The organism is Enterovibrio litoreus (assembly GCF_045679545.1).
Classification (GTDB): Bacteria; Pseudomonadota; Gammaproteobacteria; order Enterobacterales; family Vibrionaceae; genus Enterovibrio.
In genome coordinates this window covers 680,433-706,329 of the sequence record NZ_CP166194.1, presented here as the reverse complement: position 1 = coordinate 706,329, position 25,897 = coordinate 680,433, and the positions used below count along the sequence as shown (strand labels likewise).

Genomic DNA, 25,897 nt, shown 5'->3' with positions numbered 1-25,897 from the left:
TCTCTAGCCGTACAAGAAGATCACGCTGTCAGAAGACTGAATATGCGCTTCCAATTTTGAATTAGCCTGAACATCCGCCAAATCAAAATAGATTGTAAATGGAAACCAAACGCTATCATTATTGATACTTGATAGACTTCGACTAGTTGAGCTTTCGGATAGCAAAGCAGCCTCCATAAGCCAGCCCTTAACCTTACTACTACTGATTTCAATGGGGCGGCTTAAGGTGTAAACCCCTTGCTTAGGATTCTTCAATACGCCCAAGTTCATAAGCGTACGCACGACAAACTGCATACTGCGCTTAATAGTCGATGTATCACCAAAGTGTTCTGTAACGCGGTCTTCAAGCTGCGAATACATAAACGTATCATTTAGCTTAGTTAAACGCCCAATTTGGCGGACCACAAACGTAAAAAATGGATACTTGGCTAGCATCATGCCCCAATGAAAGACCAAATGACATTCACTATAGTCAAGTAAGAGTTCCGCTCCTCGATCTTGGAAATCTTTGGAAACATGCTTAGGCAGTTTATTCCAAACACCAAATAGGAGATTCCGAGTTTTGTCTTTCGCGACTTTACTGGTAAACGCAGGCTCAAGCATTGAATCGATGCGATCTTTTAAATCTTGCCCTTCGATGCCATTAGAAACCCATGATGCAGATTGTGCGAGCCAATCTGCTTCTAAATGCCGGTTAAAACCGATGGATAATTTCACTTAAATTTCTCTATTTCCTGAAAAGAACGAGGTCATTCCCCTGCTGATGGAGCTCAAACAACGATTGATCGATCTCATTAACAGACAAAGTAAAAGAAAATGGGAACCACACCAGATCATCTAGCAAATCCAAAACTGAACGACTACTCGTCCCTCGATTTTGCATTAGACCAACAACAAGCCAATTTTTGTATTTTTTTTCAATCTCATAACCTGTTACCTGCGGTTTATAAGAGCCACTTTTCTCGCGAAGAATAATCTGGAAATCAACGAGAGTTTTTAGAACCGATCGAAGTGCTCTTTTCACTGTTTCCGTATCACCATAGAGCTCAGCGATATGCTTCTGAGCTTGCCCATAAGTGAAATAATCATTGTGCTTACTCTTTCGACCAATAAATCTCACTATGTCCGCAAAAAAGACGTTTTTTGCGATGAGCATTCCCCAGTGAAGAATAAATGGGACATCATCGTTCTGCTGGACAAAATCAATCGCTCGTTTCTGCCAATTTTCATCGACTTTCGAGGCATCAAACCACATATTCGTTAGTTGGTTTCGAGTTTTCCCTCGATTTACCTTGCAGTGCACATAAGGCTCAAGCATGCGTTCAATGTTTTCATTTAGCTCAGCCTTTCCGAACCCTTGTGAACTCCAAATTGCTACTTGATCAAGCCAATGCTTCTCTAAATGTCGGCTAAAATTCACTCTCTTCGGCATGATGGTTTCTCGCAATCGTCACAAATGGCACTACAACTTCATGTAGACTTATCCCACCATGACCAACAACTTTTTTCCCTTTCTGGATAAAAGCGTGCTGGCCTCTACTAACAAGCGGGTATATGTCTGATGGTAGACCAAACTTCTTAGCCGGCCATTCTAGCACATTCGCGTTTTCGCTCGAATAGTCTACTGGTTGTCTATACAGTCTAACCCTTTCCCCTTTGGTCTCAGCTTTAACACCCTCATGCTCCCATGCTTGACCAATGGCTTCTTGGTTTCCATGGTCCGCTGTTACGATTACGGTAAAACCAGATTCAAGCAAGCTATTAATTTTCTGAGCATAGGACCAGGTTTTTAACCAATCATCCAGAACTGCACTCAGCCCAGACATCCCCGCCTTCATGCCGTGCATTTGGTCATCAATAAAGTTGATAACAAAACCGATCACTTTAAGTGAAGGAGAATGGAACAGGTCTTCGAAGTCTTCGATGGCAGCATATTTTTCAACGGTTTTTTTGAACAAAACTTGATTGCGCGTCAATCCTTGGTCTTCCCAAAATGCTCTCCACAATGCCTCTTCTTTATTGGTATCCAGCAAAGAGTCTGGAAAGAGTTGGGGTCGCTTGCCTGAAAAAAGTGCCTGTCGAGAGATTGAGGTAATAGTGGGTACCCAAGCAAAGCTATATGACTCCTCCAACTGAGTATCATCTAACTCAGCAAGGCAAGCTTTAATCCTTGTCCATTGTTGAAAGCCCATTCCATCCATCACCAATAGGCAGACTTTTTCACCGTTCTGAACTCGTCGATTAATCCAAGCTGGCACTTTGTGCAACATGTTTGGCTGATTAATGGACGGCATGTTTATCAAACGTCCGAAATGGTCAAGCAACCATGATTCAAACCGTGTATTCAGCTCATTATTAACTCGGCGTAGCCTGTCTTTGTGTTCAGTAGCGTTTTTGTCATTTAGTAGGTAGGAGCTTGCATTCAAGGTACCAAGCTCTTGCGACACGTCGCCCCAGAAGCTCTCAGAAAAAATGTCGCTATCTAATGTTTTCGTGGTGGCTTCAAGTTTAGAGAGAAGGTGCTCAAACCTGATTAAATCCGTGAATTCGCTATTGCAGATAACACCGACCCAAGCCCAATGTTCTTTTGGTAGCCCTTCAATATCTACTGCCTTAATAAGCCCTTCTGCGAACAAGTTATCTACAAATACACGTATGTCTTGATCATCAAAGGGAACGATTAAACGATTACTAGGGTAAGTGGCTTCTGGTTCCCTCACTTCATTGTGTATTACTTGGGTGTCCAAGTAGAGACGCCATTGAGATTGCAAAAAAGCAAAGAATTCTGCTCGGTGAGAGATAAGCTTTGAAAAATTCCACTCTTTTTTATCAAACTGCATCTTCATGCCTAAAAGGGAAATCAACCTGGCCTCAACAACGCTGGGCATCTCAGTACCCAAATAGTGTTTTCGGATCAGAAGTCGAACCAAATCCACATCAGTTTGAATCACTTCTGGAGCAATTTTAAAAATATGTCGTAGCACAAAATCTAAGCTATCAAGCTGACTCAATTTCCCAACACGATACATTTCTGTCACGTCAATCAGGTACTGGTAGTGCTTTGATTCGATTTGGCTCAGAACTTCTGTATCCAAGCTTGGAATGAGCAGCCCAATATGAAAGTCTACTCGCCTAGCCTGTTTAACGATATCGAAGGGAAGATAGCAGTCTTTATCACTAATACGAATGATGAGAGCACTCTGTGCCACTCCTTCGCTCCATTCTTCAAAGAGAAGACGCAAAGCAATGGGATCATTTGCGTCCCAAAATGAGGCACCAGACTCTGAAATTTCTTTCGCTATAACAGGCTCAAAACAAAGCCCAAACGGATCATGAATAACGAAAATAAGCCGTTCATTCATTGCTAGCTTATTAAGTAGGCTCTCATGCCAGCGCATTTTCAATTCTTTATCTCCAAGGCCAAATGCAAATTTAGTTCTGGATATATGTCTCTTTTTTGTTCTATCTCTAGTTGCCAATGACGATACTCAGAGTCCAGTTGGCGTAAGCGATAATTCCTCACTTCTGGCAGTCCTATACGCTCTATCGCATTTCGGCGAGCCGCAAAAGAGTACTCTCCTTTTTCAATGCGTTGATCCAACTCATCTAAGAATGCCGAGCACATTGCTTCAAATACAGATTTCCCTTGTTTCTCAGCCGTTTCTCTCAACGAAACACACGCTAAAGAGCAGACTTCAAAGGCTTCCCCATCGTTTTCAACTACCTGTACCTCATCAGTACAAATCGCATCCCAAATTCGATTTGAAGCAGTCGAAAAATACTGGCCAGCAGAATTGATATAAATAGGAAAATACTGCATTTGGCGTTCATCTTGGCCCGAAAACCTCACACTCCACAGAGACCAAAAGCCAGTAGCACCGTTAGGCAATGAAGGTATGTGAATAGCCGGAATGCTTTGCAGCTCATTCCAAATGGGGAGATGTGTACTCAATCCTCGCACTTTAGGGTTCTCCAAAGTGACGTGGGTCAATGCACTGTTTTGCTGTGCTTCTTTTCCGGAGAAGGTCACATTGTCCCAGTCCGCACCATCAGGCCATGTGATTGCAATCGTGCCATCCGCAGAGCGAATAAACTTAGCATCTACTCCTTGGGTGGATTTATCAACCAGATAGCTCTCAACCATCTTTTGGACCCAAAATGGCAATGGATGATTGATAAGTTGCTGATAGTCACTGGCGTTTAATGGTGTACCATCTGAGAAGAGTCCATCTTGCGCTTTTTTATCCTGAGCACCGCTTTGAATTATTTGTAGTGCTTTTGCCAGCTCTTGGTCCATTGTCTCTGGGTTAGAGATTGATTCCATAAAGAGCTCATCGAACAAATGGTTAGCTTCTGCTGAATCAAGCACATCACTCGTTTTGTCAACACCAAACTCATCGAGAATAATTTGCAACTTGCTTTCTAAAACATCACGAACTCTATATTCAACTGAATCTTCAAGCACAAAGTTAAGCGCACGGACTGTATGCTTTTGCCCAATACGATCAACACGCCCGATACGCTGCTCCATTCGCATGGGATTCCACGGAATGTCGTAATTGACGATGACATGGCAAAACTGAAGGTTTAAACCTTCACCACCCGCATCGGTAGATATCAGTATTCGAGCGCTATGTTCAAAATCAGCTTGCGCTTTTTTGCGCTCACTAAGATCCATTGAGCCATTTAGTGTGGCTACACTGATCCCTCGATCACGAAAGAACTTTGAGAGCATTTGTTGTGTTGGTACAAACTCAGTAAAGACCAACATTTTTAAATTAGGATCTTGCTCTTCCTGCTGAAGCTTATATAGCCAATCTATTAACGCTTCGGCTTTAGTATCGCTCTCTTTCGAAACGCAATCATTCGCGATATTCAGTAGTCTCTGCACATCGGCTTTTTCATTTTCTAAAGCCTGCTTGGTGCTAGCTATCAACTCATCTAGCTGGGCCTGCCCATCGAGCTCTGCCCAATCATCAGCAAACACTAATGGCAATTCGTCTTCAACGACAGTGTTTTCTAAGCTTTGCAACCTACGAGATAACGTCATTGCGATAGCTGCACTGCTTGAACTTACCAACCGCTGCATCAGAATCATCAGAAAACCAATTGCATTCTGCTTTTTTGCTTTGGCGCGGTTATAGCCCTCTTTGACGTACTCTGTAACCTCCTGGTATAGATGACGTTGGAGTGCATGCTTGCTTCCCCAAGCGACAGGAATTAATTCCGTTTTTCTGGGTTTAAAGAGAGGCTGGCCTTTACCATCAATAGAGATACGTTTTTCAGTTCTCACCACGTAAGGCTGAACACGTTCTTTTGTCACACTCCCCACATCGGGAAAGGCTTCTTTGTCTAGCAGTGCCATTAACCGGTGGAAAGCATCACTTTTGCCTTGATGAGGTGTAGCTGACAATAGCAGTAAATAGGGTGATGCCTCAGCAAGTCCTTGTCCTAACTTGTAACGAGCAACAAGTTCAGTGCTTCCCCCCAAACGATGTGCTTCGTCAATAACAATCAGATCCCAACCAGCCGCGAGCAGATCATCAAAACGATGCTTGTTGTACTCATGGAGCTGCTTGATAGACCAACCTTTTCGGTTTTCGATAGGCTTAATACTGTCAACCGGACATACAACTAAGTCGTGCTTTAGCCAGATGTTATCATTCTCATCGAGTGGCTTTTGCTCCCCAGGTAAAAGCAAATGAAATGATTCATTGAAGTGCGTTTGCATTTCACTCACCCACTGACTCACCAACCCTTTAGGCGCACAAACCAATATGCGTTTCGCCATTCCCCTCAATTTGAGTTCACGCATGACCAAACCAGCTTCAATGGTTTTACCCAAGCCGACCTCATCGGCAAACAGATAGCGAACCTGCCTACGGGACATGGCTTTATCGAGCGCTTTTAACTGATGAGGAAGCGGTATAACGTTCGACTCCACAGGAGCAAGCAAGATATCTTCTTGTTGTGCATTAGCTATCTTTGCCGCAACGCCGATGTAAGTAATGTAATAAGCACTTGGCGTGAGTATGTTTGTAGCTTGGGTTAAGTCTTTGGCTGAAACCTTCACAACAGAATCTTGCTGTTGCAGCCAAACACGATAAAAGCTCTGCCCCCACAGGGCAGAGCTTTCTATCACTTTCACATGTTGTTGGTGGGCTTGGCTCCAAGCCCACTCACCCACTTGTAATAAAGCAGACATTACCACTCATCATCCTCGGTGGTTGTCAGCGTAAGTGCGTTGTCGTAGAACATCAGCAACTTCTCATCTTCCTGAAGAACTGCTGGTGGGATCTTGGCTGAAATATCCAATATTGTTTGGAAGTCTTGTGACTCCCAGGCACTGTTAAAGCCCGCTCTCAATGCTTCTGCACGCGGTTGTTTGATCTTTTTCTTTTCTGCTTTGTACGATTCAAACTCTTTAAGTAACGCACGCAAACGTACTTTTTCTAGGTCAGCCGCTTTGTTTGGATCTGGCACATACCAACGGTCTTTAGCTTTCGCAACAAGTTTAGGATCGCTCTTATCTAAACCACGCATATCTTTGAAGTTGGTAGATAGGTAGGTATGAATCTGAGATGGGACATCATCTTTTCCATCATACTTTAGGAAGTTCTGATCAAGTAGGGTCGAAAGCTCAAGCTCTAACTCATTTTTCTTCCAACCAGAGAGCTCGTTCAAGAACAATGGATGGATCTCTGAGTAAGTTTTCGGCTTGCTTCCTAGTTCTTGGCGCATCCACTCGATCGCTGATGCTTCATCGTCTACGAATATTGAATATTGCTTGACTGAATGAGAAGTAGATCTGGCTTTATCATACTCGATGATTTGTTCAGGTGAAAATACCATTCCGTCGCGACTTACAAAGCGCTCCGTTAGACCAAACTGAAACTGTTGGCTAGATAGTGGGACTTTCAAGTTATTTCTAACATAGTATGAAATCACTTGGTCAAACAGGATCCTAGGGTCTCTCTCTGGGATAAATGTTAACTCACCGTCACTAAACCTAACAACTGAAAGGTAATTCAGATGGTTTTCTACAAACTCCCATGCACTTTCCTCACAACAATTACCTTTATCAAACTTTCTTTCAAAATCAACATCTGGCTTATATGCTGATATGACTAAATCTTGCTTCACTGCGGTGGTTGTTGTTACGGCTTTAAAGCTTTTTTGCTTTTTATCTAGCGCGGAAACACTAGCAACAATAAAACCAGCATCTGAAAGTGAAGACTGAAGGCTATTCCAGATTGCAGCCTTTGTATTGGAAAATTCTACCGTTATCCATTTACCAGGTTTAAGTAATCTATAAGCTTGAGAAAAACAATCTTTCATAAGCGATTGGTAATCTGAGTTAGTCTTAGATTGCTTTCTTCTTCTATGAATTACAGCTTCTTTATCATCATGGGTTTTCACACCTAACCAACATTCTGAAATCAGATTGAGCTCTGAGTAAATGAAATTGCTACCAAATGGCGGATCAACAAATATGTAATCTATACTACTAGATTGGATTCTTGATAAATCACTTGCAGATTGTGTGGTGATGATAGAGTTATCTACAGGTTTAGCATTTTCTAGAAATGCCTTGGAAATGGTTTTCACTCTGTTTCTTAAGGCAAATACTACATTTTTCTCAACTGCCAAAGATGGAATAAAGTAGGTGCCTTTCACGCCACCAGAGAAAGGCCCTCCCCCGCCATGAAAATATTTCTTTATATCTAATCCTGTCATCAGAGAACAATCTCTAATGACAGCAGTCAGCATCCACATACCGAAATGATAAAACGGATAGCCCATTCCTTTAAGAGTTTCTTTATATTCAGAAAGTATACATAGCGCTCTATTGGTGAAAAACTTGTCTATTGAGTATATTCCGTACTTTCGATAATCCCGATCAAACCAAATATCAAAATCTTTATCAATACGTTCCCTTGGGACATCGGATATCTCAGGGTAGTTTAGTTTAGAAAAATACTCTCTATCCTCAGTAGATAGGAGATGTCTTTCATTTCTGGAGCCATTTTGGAAAACGGCAATTACAGGTGCTTTTTTACCAACATGAGATACTTCACCTAAAGCAAAATCAAACTCTGCTGTAGTAGAAACCGAAGATTTACTTTTACTTATTTTAGAGCTGCAATGATTACAAAAATAAGTATCATTTATCGTCCCTGAATCTTGATTAATGGCTAAATCCCAAAATACATACTCTTCTTCACAACTTGGACATATGAAAATATCAGACCAAACCAGATATAGTAGCTTTCTTTTTTGGCTTTTATATTCGATGACATAATGCGAATCTAGCTTCTCTAGTAACCCTTCAAAAAAATTAAAAAGGCTATCAGCCTGACTTTTGTTAAATAAGTTGTTTATGCCATAAGAAATCCAGGTTGCAATAGGTGAAAGGTCGCAGAGAATAGCTTTTCTGTTTGGTGTATCTGTATCATTCACTGATGTTTGCTGGACAGCCCTTCCGGTCATTCCAGTTCCACTAGTAAAATCTAAAATTATTTCTCCAGGAGAAGTATAATGTTCTACATAATGCTGAATTGCTTTTGGCGGTACTTTAGTATGATATGGATGTGAATTATAAATAGGATCACTTTTGCCTTCACTTACATCGGCTGCGAATGGCTCCTTACGAATACCCTCCTTATTGCTTTCTTTTTCTAATTCCCAGAATTCAATAAACTCGTTCAACCAAGGATTCGGGCAAGCTGTGTAGTATGGTGGGTCAGAAAGCTCCAAGATCGCTTCGTCTGTCCCGATAGGAAAACCTTCTATCGATCTAAATTCTGGATCTTTTAATTTTTCGCGCAATTGTTCGTTAAAGTGAGCTCTACGAGCCTCATCACTCTCAAAAATCATCCCCAGACATTCTACTGGTCCAGGCAGTTTTTTCTCGCCTTCAGTACCAAACAGGCTTTCTTGATTCATAAATCTCTTCTTAATAAAGCAAAGGAAGAGTATCCACTCTTCCTTGAAAATTATAATTTAAATCGAGCTTACCACTCATCGTCCTCAGTAGAGGTTAGCGTTAATGCATTATCGTAGAACATCAACAGCTTCTCATCTTCCTGGAGAACTGCTGGTGGGATCTTAGCTGAAACATCCAAAATCGTCTGAAAGACTTGTGCCTCCCAGGCTCTGTTAAAGCCAGCTCTCAATGCTTCTGCACGCGGTTGTTTGATCTTTTTCTTTTCTGCTTTATAAGTTTCAAATTCTTTAAGTAACGCACGTAAACGTACTTTTTCTAGGTCAGCCGCTTTGTTTGGATCGGGCACATACCAACGGTCTTTAGCCTTAGCTTTGAGTTTTGAATCGCTTTTGTCCAGTCCGCGCATGTCTTTAAAGTTTGTTGATAGATATGTGTGAATCTGTGATGGCACTTCATCCATACCATCATATTTAAGGAAGTTCTGTTCTAGCAATGTTGATAGCTCGAGAGACAATTCGTTTTTCTTCCAACCAGATAGTTCATTCAAGAATAATGGGTGAATTTCCGAGTAAGTCTTTGGCTTATCCTTTAGCTCTTGACGCATCCAGTCAATTGCAGAAATTTCATCATCTACGAATATACTTCTTTGAATGATATAATTTTTTTTAGATTGAACTATTTCATATGCAGCAATCTGTTCAGAAAGAAAGATCATACCGTTTCTTTCATAAAGCCTTTTCTTTAGCTCACTTTGAAAATCACTACTGGATAAAGGAACTGGGAGGCCTCTTTGAACATAAAATGAGACCATTCTATCGAAAAGAATTCTAGGCTCTCTCTCTGGAACAAAGGAAATTGATCCATCTCTGATTATCGGCAACTTGCGTAAGTGAGGTTCAACAAAGTCCCAAACACTATTGGGAGCTACCCCATCATTTTTAAAACATTGCTCTATCGACTCATCAGGTTTGTACGCAGAGATAACCAAGTCCTGTTTAACTGCTGTTGGTGTTGTAACGGCCTTAAATCCTTTATGTTTTTTTTCAAGAGCTGATACATTCGATATAACAAAGCCAGCTCCAGATATAGCTGTTTGAATGTTATTCCATGTAGATGCTTTAGTGTTAGAGAACTCGACTGTCATCCACCTCCCTGATTTCAACAATCTATAAGCCTCTTTAAAACATTGTGACATAATGTCTCTATAGTCATCAGATGTCTTACCCTGAGTGGAGTTTTCAATCGCCTCCTTTTCTATATTCGTCCTAGGGCCCAACCAAGATTCCCACAAAATATTAAGATCCGAGTACATGATATTTGCACCAAAAGGTGGATCGACAAAGATATAATCTAGGCTGTTGTCTTCAATCGACTTATAACTCATTGAAGATGTTTCTATGACGGAGTCAGAGAATGCTGCAGTAAAGGGGGACGACTTAATCCTCAAGTAGAATCTTTCTATAATATTCGTTTCAACTGACAAAGAACTAATGTATAGAGTTCCTTGCAGAGTTTGCCCAATAACACCACCTCGTTTTTTAAAATAATTCGAAGTTAAAAGCCTATTTAAACGAGTTCCCCAAGCATGCGCAGACGTAAACCATAATTTTAGGTGAGGGCAATATGCCGTCCTCTGTGTTATTTCATGCCAAAACTTACCAAGGACTTTGAGATTCCGGCGCGTATAAAAGTGATGGACATGCGTAAGTCCATGAGATCTTTTAGGTTGTTTTAAATTGTAGCCATCGGGCAAAAAAACCATTGGAATTTCATCACAACTTGAATCATTCAAAACGGACCGGATTATTGTTAAATCATTTTCATCTGGTTTTTTTTCATAGCGTTTACCGTTAACTGTGTAGTTGATTAGGCTCGGAACTTCCTTCGCAAACTTCAAAGTTTCATTCAGAAAAGGATCGTAAACATTTTCCCACACTCTTTCCAAATTTCTCTTATTCAATTCACAGTGACAATGTCTACAATTGAACTTGTCTTTTACACCAGCAATAGATGCATCTAAAGCATCATCCCAAAAAACAACTTCTCCACCGCATTCAGGGCAAGAAAAAACATCAGACCATATGGTAAAATTGACCTTACCTTTCTGACCATCGTTGTGATTGGTCTCAAACATCCAACCAAGCTCTTTTTCAACTTTACTATGGATAGCCTTAGCCTCACGTTGAAATTTCTCTATATCAACTGGCTTATTAAAGTTACTCGCTATAGAAGTTGCAGCAGGAGATAAGTCATTGAGAATAGCCTTTCGAACTCCTAACTCTGAGAAATCAACCCATGTCTCATTACCTTCTTGGTCAGTTTCCTTTTTTTGAATTATTCCATTACTCAAGACGTTGTAACCAAGAGCTATTACTTCCTCTTTTACACCGCACATCTGTGCAGCTACACCTGTCATCCCAGTACCACAAAAACCGTCAAAAACAATATCACCGGGTTTCGTATAGTGCAGAATGTAACGCATTATCGCCTTATGAGGCACTTTTGTATGGTAAGAATGCGCATTATAAATAGGGTCATTTTTCCCTTCACTAACATCCGCAGCAAAAGGCTCGCGATGATAGTTTTCTTCAATATCAGCCTTTTGCGATTCCCAAAGCTCTACAAAATCATTCAGCCAAGGATTTGGACAGGCTGTATAATATGGTGGATCTGAAAGTTCAAGAATCGCTTCATCTGTGCCAATCGGAAAGCCTTCAATCGCTCTAAATTCTAGATCTTTTAATTTATCACGCAGTAGAACTGTAAAATGAGTACGTCGAGCTTCATCATTTTCAAATGTCATACCCAAGCATTCAACAGGACCTGACGTATGTGATTCAAACTCGTTACCTAATAGGCTTTCTTGTTTCATGGTTAACTCTCTAAGAAAGGCCCGCTGTCACTCGGGCCTCTGGTTAATTATTTACTTCGATGTTATTCAATGATGATGCGCACTTTGCTCAAGTCTTTACCTTGGCAGTGCTGGGCAATTAGTTTTTCAAAACGTGCTTTTACTTCATCAAGCGTCTGGGGTGTGCCTTTACCTAGACTTGCTACTAGATCCGTTGTCGTGATTTTTACTTCTTCTAAGCCTGATAAAGCTTCGTTAACACCAGCGATAAACTCTTTACTGACTGGCGTCGGAAGTTGCCCCGATTTAACAAACTCTTGAATTTCGTTTCGCTGAGATTCAGACAACAGTTCTAATTGCAGGAACGGGTCCTCCAACGTTGTTTTTAAACTATTGGTCCACTCAAGCAACATGGCATAGAGCTGATCATCCAGAGCGGCTAATCTGTTTGCTGCCGGAGGTAGCTGTCCTTCAGACCTTGGCGAAAAGTTAACTGGGTTTGGCGTTAAATCTAGTGTTTTAGGATCAATTGATTCTGCTACCAGCAAAGAACCTAGCTGGCTGCGCCACTGTTTCACCTGTTCAGCAGGCAGCATGGAGATACCAGCCAAAACTTCCAATGTATTCAAACGCTCATCATTGATTAACGCTGCTTTTTGGTTGCCTTGCTCAACGGTTAAGCGGGCGGCTTGGTAAAGAGAAACATAGCGACTCTTATACGTTTTTTTCAACGCTTCGAATTTAGATAGCTGTGATTGTTTAAAGCTCGTCTCCAAACGAGCTGCTTTGTCTTCAATCCCATTTCTCAGCTCTTGAGCCGCTACTTTCACGTCATTTTGCCAAGGATCATTTTCATCTAGCACCAACTGAGCCTGGCTCAGGTATTGCGTATCGCCAGAAAGAACACTAACCACATCTGAAAGCTGCTTGAAATTTCGCCACTCTTGCAGGGTTTCTTCATGCTCATTAATAACGTCAACCGTTTCTTTGAAGTTCTTCAGCTTTCCTGGTGTGTTGAAACGCTGAAGCGTTTCCAAGAATGATTTCGTTTTCCCTAAGCGATCAGTGAGAACGATAGCTTCATTTTCAGAGAGTACGTGATTTCCCCAAAGCATGAGACGTTGCTTAACGGCCTGTTGATCTTGAACAAGTGCTTTAACCAACTCATCAATGGCTTGTCCCATACTACGAACAACATTCTCATCACCTTGCTGGATGGATGTTGCGAGACCTTCATTCATTCCAAGCAAAGCAAGAACTGCTTTGATTGAAGAAACATTGAAATCTTTCGGTGCTTGAATGTGTTTAAAATCGAGCAGTGTGCTAAACCCAATCCCCTGCAAGGAATCCGTATCACTGGCTGTGATCACTTTGCCAGGCACTGCCAACTCTAGCTCACCGGCATGGACTAAACTGGCGAGCACGACCAGTAGCCACTCAGGCTCAAGGCGGTAAAGATCCGGCTTAAAGTAAAAACGAGCATGCACTTTCTCAAGCAGTTCACCTTGGTTTACCACATGGCCATGGCCTTTGCTGGCCAAAACATCAAGCACTGCTTTAGCGTAGCGGGAACTACTTGGTTTTAGCTTGTCACCATCCAGAAGCTCTAGCGCATCAAGCACAGCGATCGCTCGTTTAGTTGCCGCACCACCAGCCAAGTATTTCAGTACATCACCACTCGCCCCCGAGATAGTATCTTCGGTGATCCGCTGAGAGAACTTTGGATATTGTGGAGCCAATGATTGGAAATAACTTTCTAAAATGAAACTCGCAACGGCTTCAAAAATGTCCTTCACACTTCCGTGATCACTATCAGCAATGCCTGTAATCTCACGTACCGTAGCACCTTTTAGCCACTCCATGATGGGCTTGGACGTTCCATTGTATTGAACTTCAAAAGCATCTTTGATGTTGGCTCGAATCCACTTGATCATCTCGCCAAGATACTTTTCAGCTTTGATTTTGTATGTCTGCTGGGCACCACCCGTTGCCTGAGCCCGAAGCGCTACAGAAGCTGCATAGTACTTAAGTGATTGATTGAACTCTTCGCTACGATTTTTAAGAACGAATAAAACTTCATCATCTCGAACGAACTCTTTTTTCAACTTTGGAGGATTCTCTGGCTGGATAAAGTACATGTAGTAATCCAGTTGAGGCTTCGCCGTTTCTCGTTCATTTGGTGAACCGAGGAACAGCCAACCAGGTCGACTTACATTTTTGTCCAACCACTTCAGCTCATGTTGCCACATTGCTGTCTTTGATTGCTGAGTATCCGTTTGTTCAAGAATTTCGAGCATTGCTGCTCGGTACGCCCAATTGATGTTATCTGGCGCTAATGTCGCGGCTTTTGCCTCGATATGAGCATCAAAATCTTCGGTTTTCTTCAGGTCCAGATAGAACTGATCGTTGGTTTTGTTTTTAGAGAAAAACTGTCCATTCACTGTCCGGCGGATTTTGGTCAAAACCGTCACAATGTGATTTTCTAAATTCTTGCTCTTATCACCAGGCATGATCTCTATGTTCTTGAGATACAAACAGAGAGAATCTCGGAGTTCTGCTGCAGTGGCCCCCATTTCAGCATAGATATCGCCAACGGCCATGCGGTGTATGGCCAAACCAGCCACCAAACGCTTTGCAAACTCTTTTTCACCCGGCGTTGGATAAGCTTGGTCTATACGATCAACCAGCAGCTCACCCGTTTCGATAACCTGTCCGACTTCAGGATTGGTTTTCATACTTGGCTCACTGCTGAGCTCATTCCAGTATGTGTCGTAAGAAAAAATACCTGGGATATCCAAGGGCACATCTTCTTTCATCAGCTCATTCATTTGGCGCGAGAGGCTTTTTAAGACCTGACGGTTTTCTAGGCCCGCCATCCGCACTCGCTCAAACGTATTGATGTAGTCAGGGTGCACAGGGAACATTCGAACAAACTCATCAAGACGTTCGTTCATTTTGTCGTAGTAAGGTGTGAATTTTTGAAGGTAATCACGGATCCAAGCTTGCTGCAGAGCATCTTTCTTAAGAAGGCGTTCTGCCACGACATACTTGATATCTTCTCGGGCAATAAGCACTTGTTCAGCACGGTCACGGATACGCTTAACTTCCTTAGAAAGGAACTCTAGTTGCGTACTATCGAATATCGCTTCCTGCACACCAGCCATAAAACGAAAACGAGTACCGTCAATCACCTCACCAATGACGCGCAAAATTGCGATATCTAATGGCAGTTCTTGTTCATTGCGCGAACGGAAGTAATCCAGCATCTCATCACAAACCAAAAGTAAGCCATGGTCTGGATACTTCTGGTGAAATGTGGCCATCATCTCTTCAAAGTAAGGCTTATGGTTGGATGAAATTTCCGTCATCGGTGGGAATTCATATTCCACCCCCATTTCAGCTAAGCCATCAGTCAAGTTCTGAGTGATGATATCTGTCAGTGCCATTTTAGATGCACCAATTTCAAAGCGGATTACTTTGAACTTGCCTGCAATCTTATCGGCGGCTTCTCGCACGGAATCATTTGAGATGTGGCTAGCAAGATCTGGGAATTCAGCGACAGCTGAGATCACTGACATCAAATGCGATTTACCAGAGCCGTAGTTGCCCACGATCCAAAGTGCTTTGTTGTCTACAGACTCTTCATACTGGAGTTGCTCAATAATGATATTACTGAGTTTTGAGGACATTTTTTCAGAGATGACATAAGACGAAACAAGGCCAACAGCTTTGTCATGGTCACTTGAATTCTTCAATTGGATATTAGCCGTGACTGACTCAAACTGAATTAAATCGCCATATTTTTTCATTTGATAACTCCGTTGCAGGCGTTTACAACCTGTATATCTTTTAATTCTTGTAAGGAAAATGTTCTGTAATCTTTAGAGCCTGGTTCCGCGTATACCAGCGTTTTTTCGTAAATTTGACCAGGCCAAATAGCTACCACAGATCGAGACTTTGACAGCCATTTCAGTAACAGTATGGGATCCGCTTTAAGTGATGGTTCGAAGAGCAGGTCTAGTTTTGTGAGCCATATATTTTCATTGCACTCTTGTGCAACTTCCTCAAACTCGACATCTAGCCGTTTGATACGTTCGTTGGCTGAAAGGCAAACTATGCGTTGGGACAATGACTTTGAAACATTGATTAGTTCAACATCTTCAATCTGAGAGTCTTTATCCAGCGATACTCTTACTTCCTGTTCTAAAACCACCAGCACGAGGTTATGCGAGCAATACTCAGCGGCCCTCGAAGCTCGCGCTACCAATCTTTTCAATTCATCTTTTGATGAAGAAGAAATCTGGTACATAGGTTCTACCTCAGAACTTGAAAATTAATGGTTTTCAACCTGGCTAGTTTTCTCAACAAACTTTAGCCTTTTGCTCTTCTATCCAAGCTTGAATATCTTCCAGCTTAAAGCGCCAAGATCCACCGACTTTAAAGCCTGGTAGCCTCCCTTCACTCGCCAGTCGATACGCTGTTTTTTCAGCCAACTTTAGGTACGTGGCCACCTCTTTCAAGGTTAAAATTTGGTCATTCATTTCAGCGCACTAGTCCTAACTGATTTTATTGACAAGTTTGATGGTGAGAGAATATGGGAAAATTGGGGAATGAACAATGATCTGGGCAGCGCATTGTGCACTGCCTCTGCTTAGTTGGTCACATGGCAACCACTCTGGTTTGCAAACGCTCTTCCATCCACTCGCTCAAGTCATTTCCCACGTTACCAATTGTAACTCCCCGATAGAGAAAACTCTGTTTTATGCACGAAATGGACGCTCGTCGCCAAGACCCCGTTCGCTATCTAATCATTGCCATACTTCGCCCTGTCTTTGCATTCAGACAAATACTTAAACGGGAAAGGTTTGACCGTGGCAAGCTTGTTACGGACGAAATAACTCTTGGTTAGCTCTAAGCAGACTTGCTTCAACTCTTCTGGTCCGTCGAGGTATCTCAGGTGGTTGAACTGCCCTCGGCTGAACTTAAAGCCGCCTTTTTCACTGCCCACAAAATACGCTGAATGCTCAGCATCGTAGAAATGCCCCGTTAAGGCTTCGAGGTATTCATTGTGCCCTCCTTTCAATGAGTAATTGAGCATGACTTCTGTTTCTTCAAAATAGCCATCAATCAGTGCTTGCTCTGCGGTCGAGCGGTACCCTATTTTGGCAGCTTTGAGGTCTTCTTTGTAAAACTCTGCCTGCAAAGGGTGCGTCTCCATCATGGACACCAGTTTGTCGCGGATTGGATCGTGTTTATAAGCAGAATCATCGAGGAACTGCTCGATAAACTCTCGACTTATTCCGTGCTGGTTGCTTCTCTTTAAATGCTCAAGTACGTCAAAGAGTTGGGCTGCGTCCGGAATAGCAGCGATTTTCTCATGAACAATGGTACAGATTTGAGGGGGTTGCTGCGCCATGTCGATCACATAGTTCAGCGTTTCAAAATAACGTCGCTTTTCAGGTGGATCGATACCGAGATCATCAAAGTAATACTCATCTTGCTGCTCATACCGAAAGCTACCGTCGTTACATTTTAAGATATGAAAAATCGGATCTTTGTTGCCATACGTAGGGTCTTCTCTTTCCACAAACCAATAGTTTCCATTCAATTTCTGAATAAGAAACTTGCGCTCTAAGCATTCTTGTTTGATTGCGATTTCTTTTACTAACGCATCAATGATCGGGCTCAGCGCATTGCCTTTCGCTTTTGGGCGTACAGTGGCAATCGTCGAGTTGTAGACACTTTGTGTCACTCTGTCCGAAGTGTAGAAACCAGATTTAGGATCGGCTAGCCCTGCCTTGTCGTAGTCTTCTGCTGTGTCTAAAACCACGAGTAATGGCTTTCTGGCATCGATATCTGCGGCTTCCACAAACTCGACCTTCACAGGCCATTGTTGCTGTTTGAGCTTCTCAACGCCCTCATCTTTCAGTGATGCATTCACAATTTGTAAACCACCAGCAGCATCAATCACTTGATAGATACGTTGATACACCTTTTCAACATCGCGTTTTTTGTAGTGCTCTCGCCAAGTCGCCTCTATGGGTTTTAGTTGCAGCGATAAGCAGCCTGAGAAATGCTGGTTCATCAACTCAACGAACTGATAAATAGCGCCCGTTTTGGTCTTTTGCAGCGATATCGGCTCTTGACCTGAAATATCGATGGCATTAGTCGTGAACTTTTTCTTACCAGGACTGTGCTCAATGAGGTTGCCTTTAGGGTTGCGTCGCAACAGCCCACTTTCCATGTCGAACTCAAATTTGGGCTGTTTTTCAATAACGCCCGCTGGCTTGTAAGCCGTTTCAATCGGCGAAAATGTCGTTCCATCCATGGAGATGAATAAGGCGTTAAAGCGCACGCTTTCTTTGAGATCAAATTTCAAGCATTTGTAGACGGTATGCTCAAAAAACGTATCCGGTTCAACAAAAAGAAACGTCTCCCCAAGCCCTGAAAAAAACTCACTCGGCGCCACTTTCCCGAGAGCACGCACAAAGAGGCGTCCCAACATTAACTGATCACAATCTTCAAACTTCACCCGCTCAAAAGCGATGTCTGCCGATTCCGGTCTAGTGTTGTCATGTTTGTCACGCAATATCCAGTAGTAGCCTGAATGCTTGATAAGCGCTTTGGGCGTAGACGCGCGTTCTACCATACTCAGTTGCTGAGCGTACCCCGCATACCCCTTGCTTTTGTCCAGTGACGCTTTGTAAATCACGTACTTTTGGCTTAGTGCATCAGAATCAAAGGTTAGGTCAATGAGGGTAGTTAAACTTCGGCTCATCTGTTTCACTCCGCAAATTGGTTCAATAGTTCGAGTAATTGGGTCATTGTAGGAACGTTATTCGCACCTGATTCACTATCGATGATCCCCGGGATTTCAATAACGTCCGCTAAATCAGGATTCGCGTGCGCGACAAACTGTTCACCATCACTCACGTATTGGCGCGAATTTATCCCCTCGGCTCCGCTCCAGATGGTGTTGATGTACAACGCCTGCAGACGTTTGTTCGCAAACTCGGCAGGAGGATTGGCCCTCATTTGTTCCAACTTGGCTTGGCATTTACGCAAGGAGTTGTCATGAACCAAACAGCCCAGTTCTAAATCCCAATGTTTGACGTCAACCAACAGGATTCGGTTTCCTAGTTCAATGTATCCATCAAACCACTCTACGCATCCCTCTGGCATTTTTTGAATCTCATAACCAAAAGCCAGCAAGATCGCACTAACCGCTTCCTCGCCAAGCGCTCCCATGTAGAGATCAAACATGGCTGGCGCTAACACAAACTGACCACCGCCAAATGTGGTCGCAAAGCCGTTCGCTTCGAAATGTGCAGCAACTAGATCGTTCTTCATCAGCAATGGCAAACGGGCCGACTGCTCAGACACTTCTCGTAAGCTGGGCTCGTCCGCTGGATCAATGAAAATCTCAGTGATCCCTTTCTCCTCGGAATAATCGATTTGATACTGGTACTCGCCCAGAGGCGCCTGCACATCAATGTAGTAGCGAACCTCCTCGCCTGTTGGCGATGGCGACATGGCGGGTTTTTTCAGCATCCATGTTCGCAATCTCTCGTACTGACCAATCGCGTTTTCGTTCTGGTGTTCATACACACTGCTCACTAGCCTTTGGATATGCGCGAAATTTCGTGAAGCCCTTGGGTGGTAAGACATACGTTGCTTTTCATGCTCCATCGCTTTGTAGCACTGTTTGATCTCCGCTATCAATGCTTGGTACTCATGCGACAGATATGAAAGGTTGCGGTTGTCTTTGGCCAGCGTTTCAACAAAATCGGTGACAGCGTCATACATAATGGTGATTTCACTTTGCTTCCACTCAGTACGGCACATTCGGCCAAGCGCTTGCTCGATAAAACGGTAAACCGCATATCGGTAATCTTCGCTCTGTTTGTAAGTGCTTCTCAGATCACCAACTGCATAGCCATTGACTCGTGTTGAAATGAGGGATTTGAGTTTCAATTTAACTTCGTTGGCGACGACGATGCCTTTTTCGTGAAGCATTAACGCATCGTGGATATTCTTTTTAATGGCAAGATCTCGCTCCTTCATCGCCAAGTCTTCGCCAATTCGACTGCCAATCAAACTCATGGGTTGTTCTAAATAGATAGAATCAATATCCGTTTTGTTCTGGAATGGCGCAACGCCTTTGGGGCCAACGTAAGTCAACGAATGGTTTTCACCCATAGTGTACGAAGGCGATAACCCCGCCCCAGTCGCCTGGTAGTTTGTTATTACCACGACTTTTCTCGAGGTGCTCTCCAACAAATTTAATATGGCTTGGAATTGATCGTTCCTGAACGAGGCTGCATTGATGTTCTCAAAAATAGTGACACCGTATTTTTCGCCCACACAGCCCATAAACTCCATAAACTCGCGGTTTCTATAGCTTCTATTGAGCATACAGAAGTGATACCGGTTGCTTGGGTGCAGTGAGAACTGACGAATGGATTCGATGAGCTTATTGGCTCTGTTAACGGCGAACTTTAATTGCCCCATGTCCACGTTTAAGAGCTTACACATTTCATTTTCAAGTAACACTGGATGCAACCGTGCCCCTCTAAACTCTTGATAGAGTTCTGCAATCCCTCCCCACTCCACACGCTCAGAAATACCTTTTACATGAATCTGGACCTGGTTTTCTTCGTATCTGCGCTTTTCGAGATACTCCGATTGTATCGCCGCTTTTTGTTCGGGATTGAGGAGAACTAAACGGTCAGAAAGCACATCACTGAGATACTCAAGATCAAAGTTATGGATCGCGGTACGGCTGGTGGCGGTCGCACTCACACCAAGGACTCTAGCCCCCGCCAGCACCCAGTGAGCAAGTAAGCCTGTTGATGTTAACGCCAAATCAAACGTGGAGGCTTTAGCGGTATTGTCTGTGTCGCTGTACTTGGCAATATTGGCAATTTCGAACCCGCTATCGTGAAAGCTATAAGCTTTGTGTTCTTTTTGAACTTTGAAACTTAGCCGAGCAGAGATTAACGACATGATGCTTGGTGTAAGCTCCACCAGGCCCAGGTTATTGAGAATTTTTCCCACCAGATTTTCTGTCGTATAAGTTTTAGAATCCTCAGAGCTCTCTACGTTCTTTTTCAGCGCAAGAACTGCGCTTAGCATGCCATTGCAGAATGTTCTGACGAGCTGGGCGCCATTGTTCACAAACTTTATTGCACTTTCGGTGCCGCCAGGACCAATCTCATGGCTCCCTAGCGCATGGTTAACTTGTGACTTTAACGCTTCGTCCTTAAAGTTGATGGCATGAATGGACATCCTGTCAGAGAGGAGCGTGAATATCCGGTTTTGATTTTCACTTCCTTTTTGAATCGTTGCTGCGGTGATGAATGGCCGGTAGTTAACATGCCACTTATCTTTATATTCCACGAGCGCATTGCGAAAGCGGTCAAAACATTGATCAACCCCATTAAATTCTGGCGAACCATGAATTTTGAAACTGTCAAAACTCGAATAGAACTTGCGTGTTAAGGCGATAATGTCGTAGTCAGAGACGGTATTGATTAAGTGGGTCAAAAACTCACTTTGCTGGCGGTCAAACTCATCAAGGATCAACAGTGAGTTATCAAGGAAATCACTAATTCTGTAGCTTTTATCAATGCTATGCCACGGATAGAGCAACTTTGATGTAGTTAAAAAGAGTACCTGCGTTTTGTCCCGATCTATCCTTCTTGCCGGGAATATTCGGTCTATAACATCATTTAACGTTGCGTCTTTGATTTCAATGCCTTTTAGACATGCCTTGAGCAGAGTGAAAACCTTGCTACGTTCATCGCGTAGCTCCTGATCAAACAGCGAATTATTGCTGCCGCTTTTTGCCTGATTTAGCAACGCGATTTTGTCGAGTATCGTTTTGACTTCTCTTTGCTGTTGTACATCGAGCGCCTCGAATATCGTCGCCCAATCGACCTCCGATAATTCGGCAATGGCAGTGTCTTGGGCAGGAATCCAAATGACGTTGCGTTTCAGCTCTGCTTTTCGCTCCTCACTAAGCGCCGATTTGCTGTCGATGCGTTCAAGCAATGCCTCATACGCTTCCTTCACGTTAACCCGCAAGTTCGTGGCGTAAATAAGCGTTATTTTCGAATCTGCAATCAAGTGTGCCAGTTGTAGCTCAGTGGCTTGATACGTCTTTCCGAGACCAGTCTGAGCATCAATGATGGCCAAAAATCCGTCTTTTAACTGGCACGTTTCAGGCCCTGCCATCTCTAGATAAGTTTCAAGTAATGCACTCATGACCCACGCTCCGATATGCTCCTTGCCCTGCCAGCTGTCTACCGACTTGACGATAAATTGTCCAAAAAATACTATGTCACCATTAATGACAGGTAAATACTGATTACATAAACATGTAAAATAACTAGACAGGACTCGAAGAATGACAAAGTGGCCGATTAGGTGGGACCTACTCTTGCGATACCGAGTGATTGAAATTGTTGCTCTATGGGAGGGGCGCTTAACCACCAATCACTTAACACAAAGCTTTGGTATCGTCCGCCAGCAAGCATCAAAAGACATCAATTCTTACTTAGCCGACATAGCCCCCGGCAACCTTGTTTACGACAAGCACCTCAAAGGCTACAAGCCTAGCGATTGCTTCAGTCCGAAGCTGACTTCAGGTCATGCAGATGAGTACCTTCATATTCTCTCTCGTCGTGAAGACATGACGGTGACATTTGCAGAGTTGGATATGGGGTTTGAGCACACTGCGATGGTTCGCCCAGTCACACGCAATATTTCACCAGAGGCACTGCGACCCTTAGTTCAAGCCATTCGAGAGAAAAAACGTGTCGATATTTGTTACACATCTTTAAAAGATGGCGAGACCGTGGAACGTATCATCTCTCCTCACACCTTGGTTTGCACACCGCTTCGCTGGCATGTTCGCGCCTATTGTGAGCATGCTGATGGCTATCGTGATTTTGTATTGAGTCGTATTCATGGTGTACCAGACATCAATGACAATGCTTCGCACGGTAAGGAAGATGATGCGCTTTGGAATACGGATGTGACGATCGAGCTTATCCCCGATCTTCGTTTCAACGAAAAGCAAAAAGCCGTGATCGAAAAAGATTATGGTATGAGCAATGGCACACTCAGCATCGCCACCAACGCCTCACTCGTCCGATACCTTCTCGATGCGTACAACATTGATATACACATGCAAAAAAACAGGCCCCAAGGGCAGCAAATTGTGGTGGGAAATATGGATGAATTGATGGCGTTTCTGACTTACTAGGAAAGGAAAAACGTGCGCTAACTTTTTTTAGTTCCAGTCCAGCGCGTAACGTTATTCATCAATGTAGGGTCAGGGGAAATCTAACCATCTGTCGTAGAACGTCTCTTTCAAGTATTGAAGATCTTCGGACTAATCCCTGATGGCGTAAGACTAAAAGCCAACAAAGGCAGGAAGTATAAACTCGAGAAAATTTTCGCTCGTCACTTTTTGGCAACCGCCAAAGAGGTGGGATTTAGTACGCAGCGAATGCAGGCGATTTTGGATGAGTTTGCCAACGAGCTTCCTTCAGCCATCGAACAGGTCAAACGACAGCTTCCTGAAGCATTTCCGGCGCATGTTTCGACGGCGATTTTTGAGCAGTCGTTGAAAATGGTGAAGCGGTGCTTTGCGCCTGAATAGCCAATGTCGTAAGGATCAGCAATCAATAGACCACCATTATGACTAAGTGAACGCCCAAATGAATAGGTAGCAATGCCAAAACATCAGCCCGTGAGTATTTAATTACGCATTACCATTTATCAAAGTATATAATGACTACATAACTACTCATTAGTTGCTTGCATTGTAGGTTATGAGTAAATTTGTACATATAATCTGATTATGGTGCTCGTGATGGAACAACTGACGATTCAGGCATTTATCAACGAACAATGGCGCGATATCGCCATCATTTCATTCCCTGAAAGTGACCAAAACAACTACAAAGTGACCGCTGTTGACTATCTGCAGGACTATGCCATTGATCATTATGAAAAAGATGACCTGCACGCAGTCTCCATCAACCACCCTGTCGCTTTTTTCTTTGATGATAAGGGAGAGCCCGGTTGGTTGACGTTTCTCGACGACATCATGCCCAGTGGTGCCAGCAGGAAATACTGGGTCAAACAATTAGACATTGAAGATCTTCCCGCTACCGAGCAAGACTACGTCTTGTTGAGGTATGGCACCCTGTCTCCAGTTGGTAATCTGAGAGTCAAAGACTCTCTCCCTGATCGTTTTGAGCTTGCCGATAACCTCTTCTTTTCCGTTGACGATGTGAAAAGCCGCGCCAGTGACTTCTTAGATTATGCCCAACAGAGAGGAGCGGCGGCTGGGGGTGCAACAGGTGCAGGTGGAGAAGCGCCTAAGCTCCTTCTTCGCGCTTCTATCGAAGATAATCCAAGTAATTGTAAAATATGGATAGACCCCTACCAGGACGACAACAGCAATCGGGATTTGCACTACTTAGTCAAATACCCAAGAGGCTCAAAAAGTGACATAGATTGCGATATTCTCCGTGCAGAGTTTCATTACTATCATGAGCTTACAGAGATGGGGTTTGACACTATCCCAATCGAACACATGCGTCTGGAAGAAGGACCTAACTACCCGTCATTGTGGTTGCCACGTTTTGATGTTGGCCATAACTCTCAAGGACAGGCGGAAAGATTTGGCATGGAGTCCGTCTATTCCATCCTAGGTAAAAGTGCTGGCGTGCCCCTAGATCATGAAGAAACCATCAGAGCACTCATCGATAAAATCACTCAAAGTTACATGGTGACACACCAAGGATATCACTTTGATATTCAGGAATTCGTTGTCGAATGGGTCAAAAGAGACCTTATCAATATCCTCTTTGGAAATAGCGATAACCATGGGCGTAATACATCGTTTCTCAAAGGAGAGGGTGACATCAAACTCTCGCCCATTTATGACTTTGCGCCGATGAAAGCGGACCCCGTAGGCATACCAAGAACAACCAAATGGAAAGCACCTTTGGAGATTGGCGGAACCTATGATTTTGTGGAAATAGCAAACACGTTGTCAGACCTAGTGCCTAGCGAAAACTTGCTTTCGGCACTGCAAGGGACAGCGAGCCAATGCATTGATCTCAAGGAAAAACTGACGGCAAAAGGCGTACCAGAAAAAATTCTCGAACTACCAGGCATTGGGTTCAATTATATTCCTGACAAACTGGCGAAGTGGGGGCTTCTATGAGCATAAAAAAATTGGCACTCAACGCGTCTGCTAAAGCGACCGTCGCTCGCCTTAAAGCCAACCGAGCACAGCATTCAAAAGTGCAATTGGATACTGAGGGAGCAACGCGAAAGAACGCTTCAAACTCTCGTGCAGTTCAAAGGGTTTCAAAGCACAAAACATCTGTGAATGCAGCGGAACGCAAACATGTCGCCAACCAGATCATCAAGCAATTATTGTTCGGCGAGTTAACTCAGGGGCAAGCCTTGAAAGCACTTAGGGTCAATGTACTGGGGCTGAAGCAAGATGTGTTCGCCAAACTGGTGGGCATTTCTCGAAAAACGCTTTCAGATATCGAGAATGATCGAGGCAGTTACAAGACGGACATATTGAACAAGGCATTTAAGCCATTTGGCTTGAAAGTGGGGTTGACCCCATCCTCACCCAATACGTTGAGAGCGCTATTGCAAAGTGAAACTTCAACCTAAAAAAATACAAGTAACGAGGGTGTTGGCGGCAAAGGGCTGCACCGTCGCTCCCTTAAGTTAGCCATGGGACTAAAAGCCAACAAAGGCAGGAAGTACAAACTTGATAAGATTTTTGCTCGACATTTCTTAGCCACAGCCAAAGAGGTGGGCTTTAGTACACAGAGAATGCAGGCAATCTTGGATGAGTTTGCCAACGAGCTTCCTTCAGCCATCGAGCAGGTCAAACGACAGCTTCCAGAAGCATTTCCGGCGCATGTTTCGACGGCGATTTTTGAGCAGTCGTTGCTAAAGGCGAGTCGGCTGACAGACGACTAACAAAGCAAAGAGTCTCTAGCTATGGCCAGAGAAACTCCCGCTTTTGTTATATTCAACCGATTGCCATCCAA

General features: G+C 43.4%; 16 protein-coding genes. 5 read left to right on the top strand and 11 right to left on the bottom strand.

What is annotated here, in order from left to right; all coding sequences use genetic code 11:
• Positions 1 to 3: 3 nt before the first annotated feature.
• The 11 genes from AB8599_RS02955 to AB8599_RS02905 form a co-directional block, all read right to left on the bottom strand.
• A complete protein-coding gene (locus AB8599_RS02955; protein ID WP_407332323.1) occupies positions 4 to 717 on the bottom strand; it encodes a hypothetical protein in 714 nt (237 codons plus the stop codon).
• Between the two features lie 10 nt (positions 718 to 727).
• A complete protein-coding gene (locus tag AB8599_RS02950; protein WP_407332322.1) occupies positions 728 to 1,432 on the bottom strand; it encodes a hypothetical protein in 705 nt (234 codons plus the stop codon).
• On the bottom strand, positions 1,410 to 3,398 hold the full coding sequence (gene pglZ / locus AB8599_RS02945; RefSeq protein ID WP_407332321.1) for a BREX-3 system phosphatase PglZ: 1,989 nt from the start codon (positions 3,396 to 3,398) through the stop codon (positions 1,410 to 1,412). Before pglZ ends, AB8599_RS02950 begins: the two co-directional genes overlap by 23 nt.
• Before the next feature lie 2 nt (positions 3,399 to 3,400).
• On the bottom strand, positions 3,401 to 6,205 hold the full coding sequence (locus tag AB8599_RS02940; RefSeq protein WP_407332320.1) for a DEAD/DEAH box helicase: 2,805 nt from the start codon (positions 6,203 to 6,205) through the stop codon (positions 3,401 to 3,403).
• Entirely contained in the window at positions 6,205 to 8,946 is a 2,742-nt protein-coding gene (locus AB8599_RS02935; protein ID WP_407332319.1) for a DNA methyltransferase, read from the bottom strand. Before AB8599_RS02935 ends, AB8599_RS02940 begins: the two co-directional genes overlap by 1 nt.
• A 68-nt stretch (positions 8,947 to 9,014) precedes the next feature.
• Complete coding sequence (locus AB8599_RS02930) at positions 9,015 to 11,819, bottom strand: DNA methyltransferase (protein ID WP_407332318.1); 2,805 nt, start codon at positions 11,817 to 11,819, stop codon at positions 9,015 to 9,017.
• Between the two features lie 62 nt (positions 11,820 to 11,881).
• Positions 11,882 to 15,607 carry a DUF6079 family protein gene (locus tag AB8599_RS02925; protein WP_407332317.1) on the bottom strand — a complete coding sequence of 1,242 codons (3,726 nt, stop codon included), beginning with the start codon at positions 15,605 to 15,607 and terminating at the stop codon, positions 11,882 to 11,884.
• A complete protein-coding gene (gene brxF / locus AB8599_RS02920) occupies positions 15,604 to 16,107 on the bottom strand; it encodes a BREX-3 system P-loop-containing protein BrxF (RefSeq protein WP_407332316.1) in 504 nt (167 codons plus the stop codon). The genes AB8599_RS02925 and brxF overlap by 4 nt, the downstream gene beginning before the upstream one ends.
• A gap of 52 nt (positions 16,108 to 16,159) precedes the next feature.
• Complete coding sequence (mads1, locus tag AB8599_RS02915; RefSeq protein WP_407332315.1) at positions 16,160 to 16,339, bottom strand: methylation-associated defense system helix-turn-helix domain-containing protein MAD1; 180 nt, start codon at positions 16,337 to 16,339, stop codon at positions 16,160 to 16,162.
• 263 nt (positions 16,340 to 16,602) lie between these two features.
• Positions 16,603 to 18,576, bottom strand: a complete 1,974-nt coding sequence (locus AB8599_RS02910) for a hypothetical protein (RefSeq protein ID WP_407332314.1) — start codon at positions 18,574 to 18,576, stop codon at positions 16,603 to 16,605.
• A 5-nt stretch (positions 18,577 to 18,581) separates the two neighbouring features.
• The gene (locus AB8599_RS02905; RefSeq protein ID WP_407332313.1) at positions 18,582 to 22,064 is read right to left on the bottom strand and encodes a hypothetical protein; all 3,483 of its coding nucleotides are present in this window, start codon (positions 22,062 to 22,064) and stop codon (positions 18,582 to 18,584) included.
• 142 nt (positions 22,065 to 22,206) lie between these two features.
• Here AB8599_RS02905 and AB8599_RS02900 point away from each other — a divergent pair, with 142 nt between their 5' ends.
• The 5 genes from AB8599_RS02900 (at position 22,207) to AB8599_RS02880 (ending at position 25,826) form a co-directional block, all read left to right on the top strand.
• Complete coding sequence (locus tag AB8599_RS02900) at positions 22,207 to 23,067, top strand: helix-turn-helix transcriptional regulator (protein WP_407332312.1); 861 nt, start codon at positions 22,207 to 22,209, stop codon at positions 23,065 to 23,067.
• Positions 23,068 to 23,181: 114 nt separating this feature from the next.
• Positions 23,182 to 23,466, top strand: a complete 285-nt coding sequence (locus AB8599_RS02895; protein ID WP_407332311.1) for a hypothetical protein — start codon at positions 23,182 to 23,184, stop codon at positions 23,464 to 23,466.
• A 213-nt stretch (positions 23,467 to 23,679) separates the two neighbouring features.
• Positions 23,680 to 25,044, top strand: coding sequence for a type II toxin-antitoxin system HipA family toxin (locus AB8599_RS02890; protein ID WP_407332310.1), 1,365 nt, complete (start codon positions 23,680 to 23,682; stop codon positions 25,042 to 25,044).
• On the top strand, positions 25,041 to 25,511 hold the full coding sequence (locus tag AB8599_RS02885) for a helix-turn-helix transcriptional regulator (protein WP_407332309.1): 471 nt from the start codon (positions 25,041 to 25,043) through the stop codon (positions 25,509 to 25,511). The genes AB8599_RS02890 and AB8599_RS02885 overlap by 4 nt, the downstream gene beginning before the upstream one ends.
• Before the next feature lie 63 nt (positions 25,512 to 25,574).
• Positions 25,575 to 25,826, top strand: a complete 252-nt coding sequence (locus AB8599_RS02880; protein ID WP_407332308.1) for a hypothetical protein — start codon at positions 25,575 to 25,577, stop codon at positions 25,824 to 25,826.
• Positions 25,827 to 25,897: the final 71 nt, after the last annotated feature.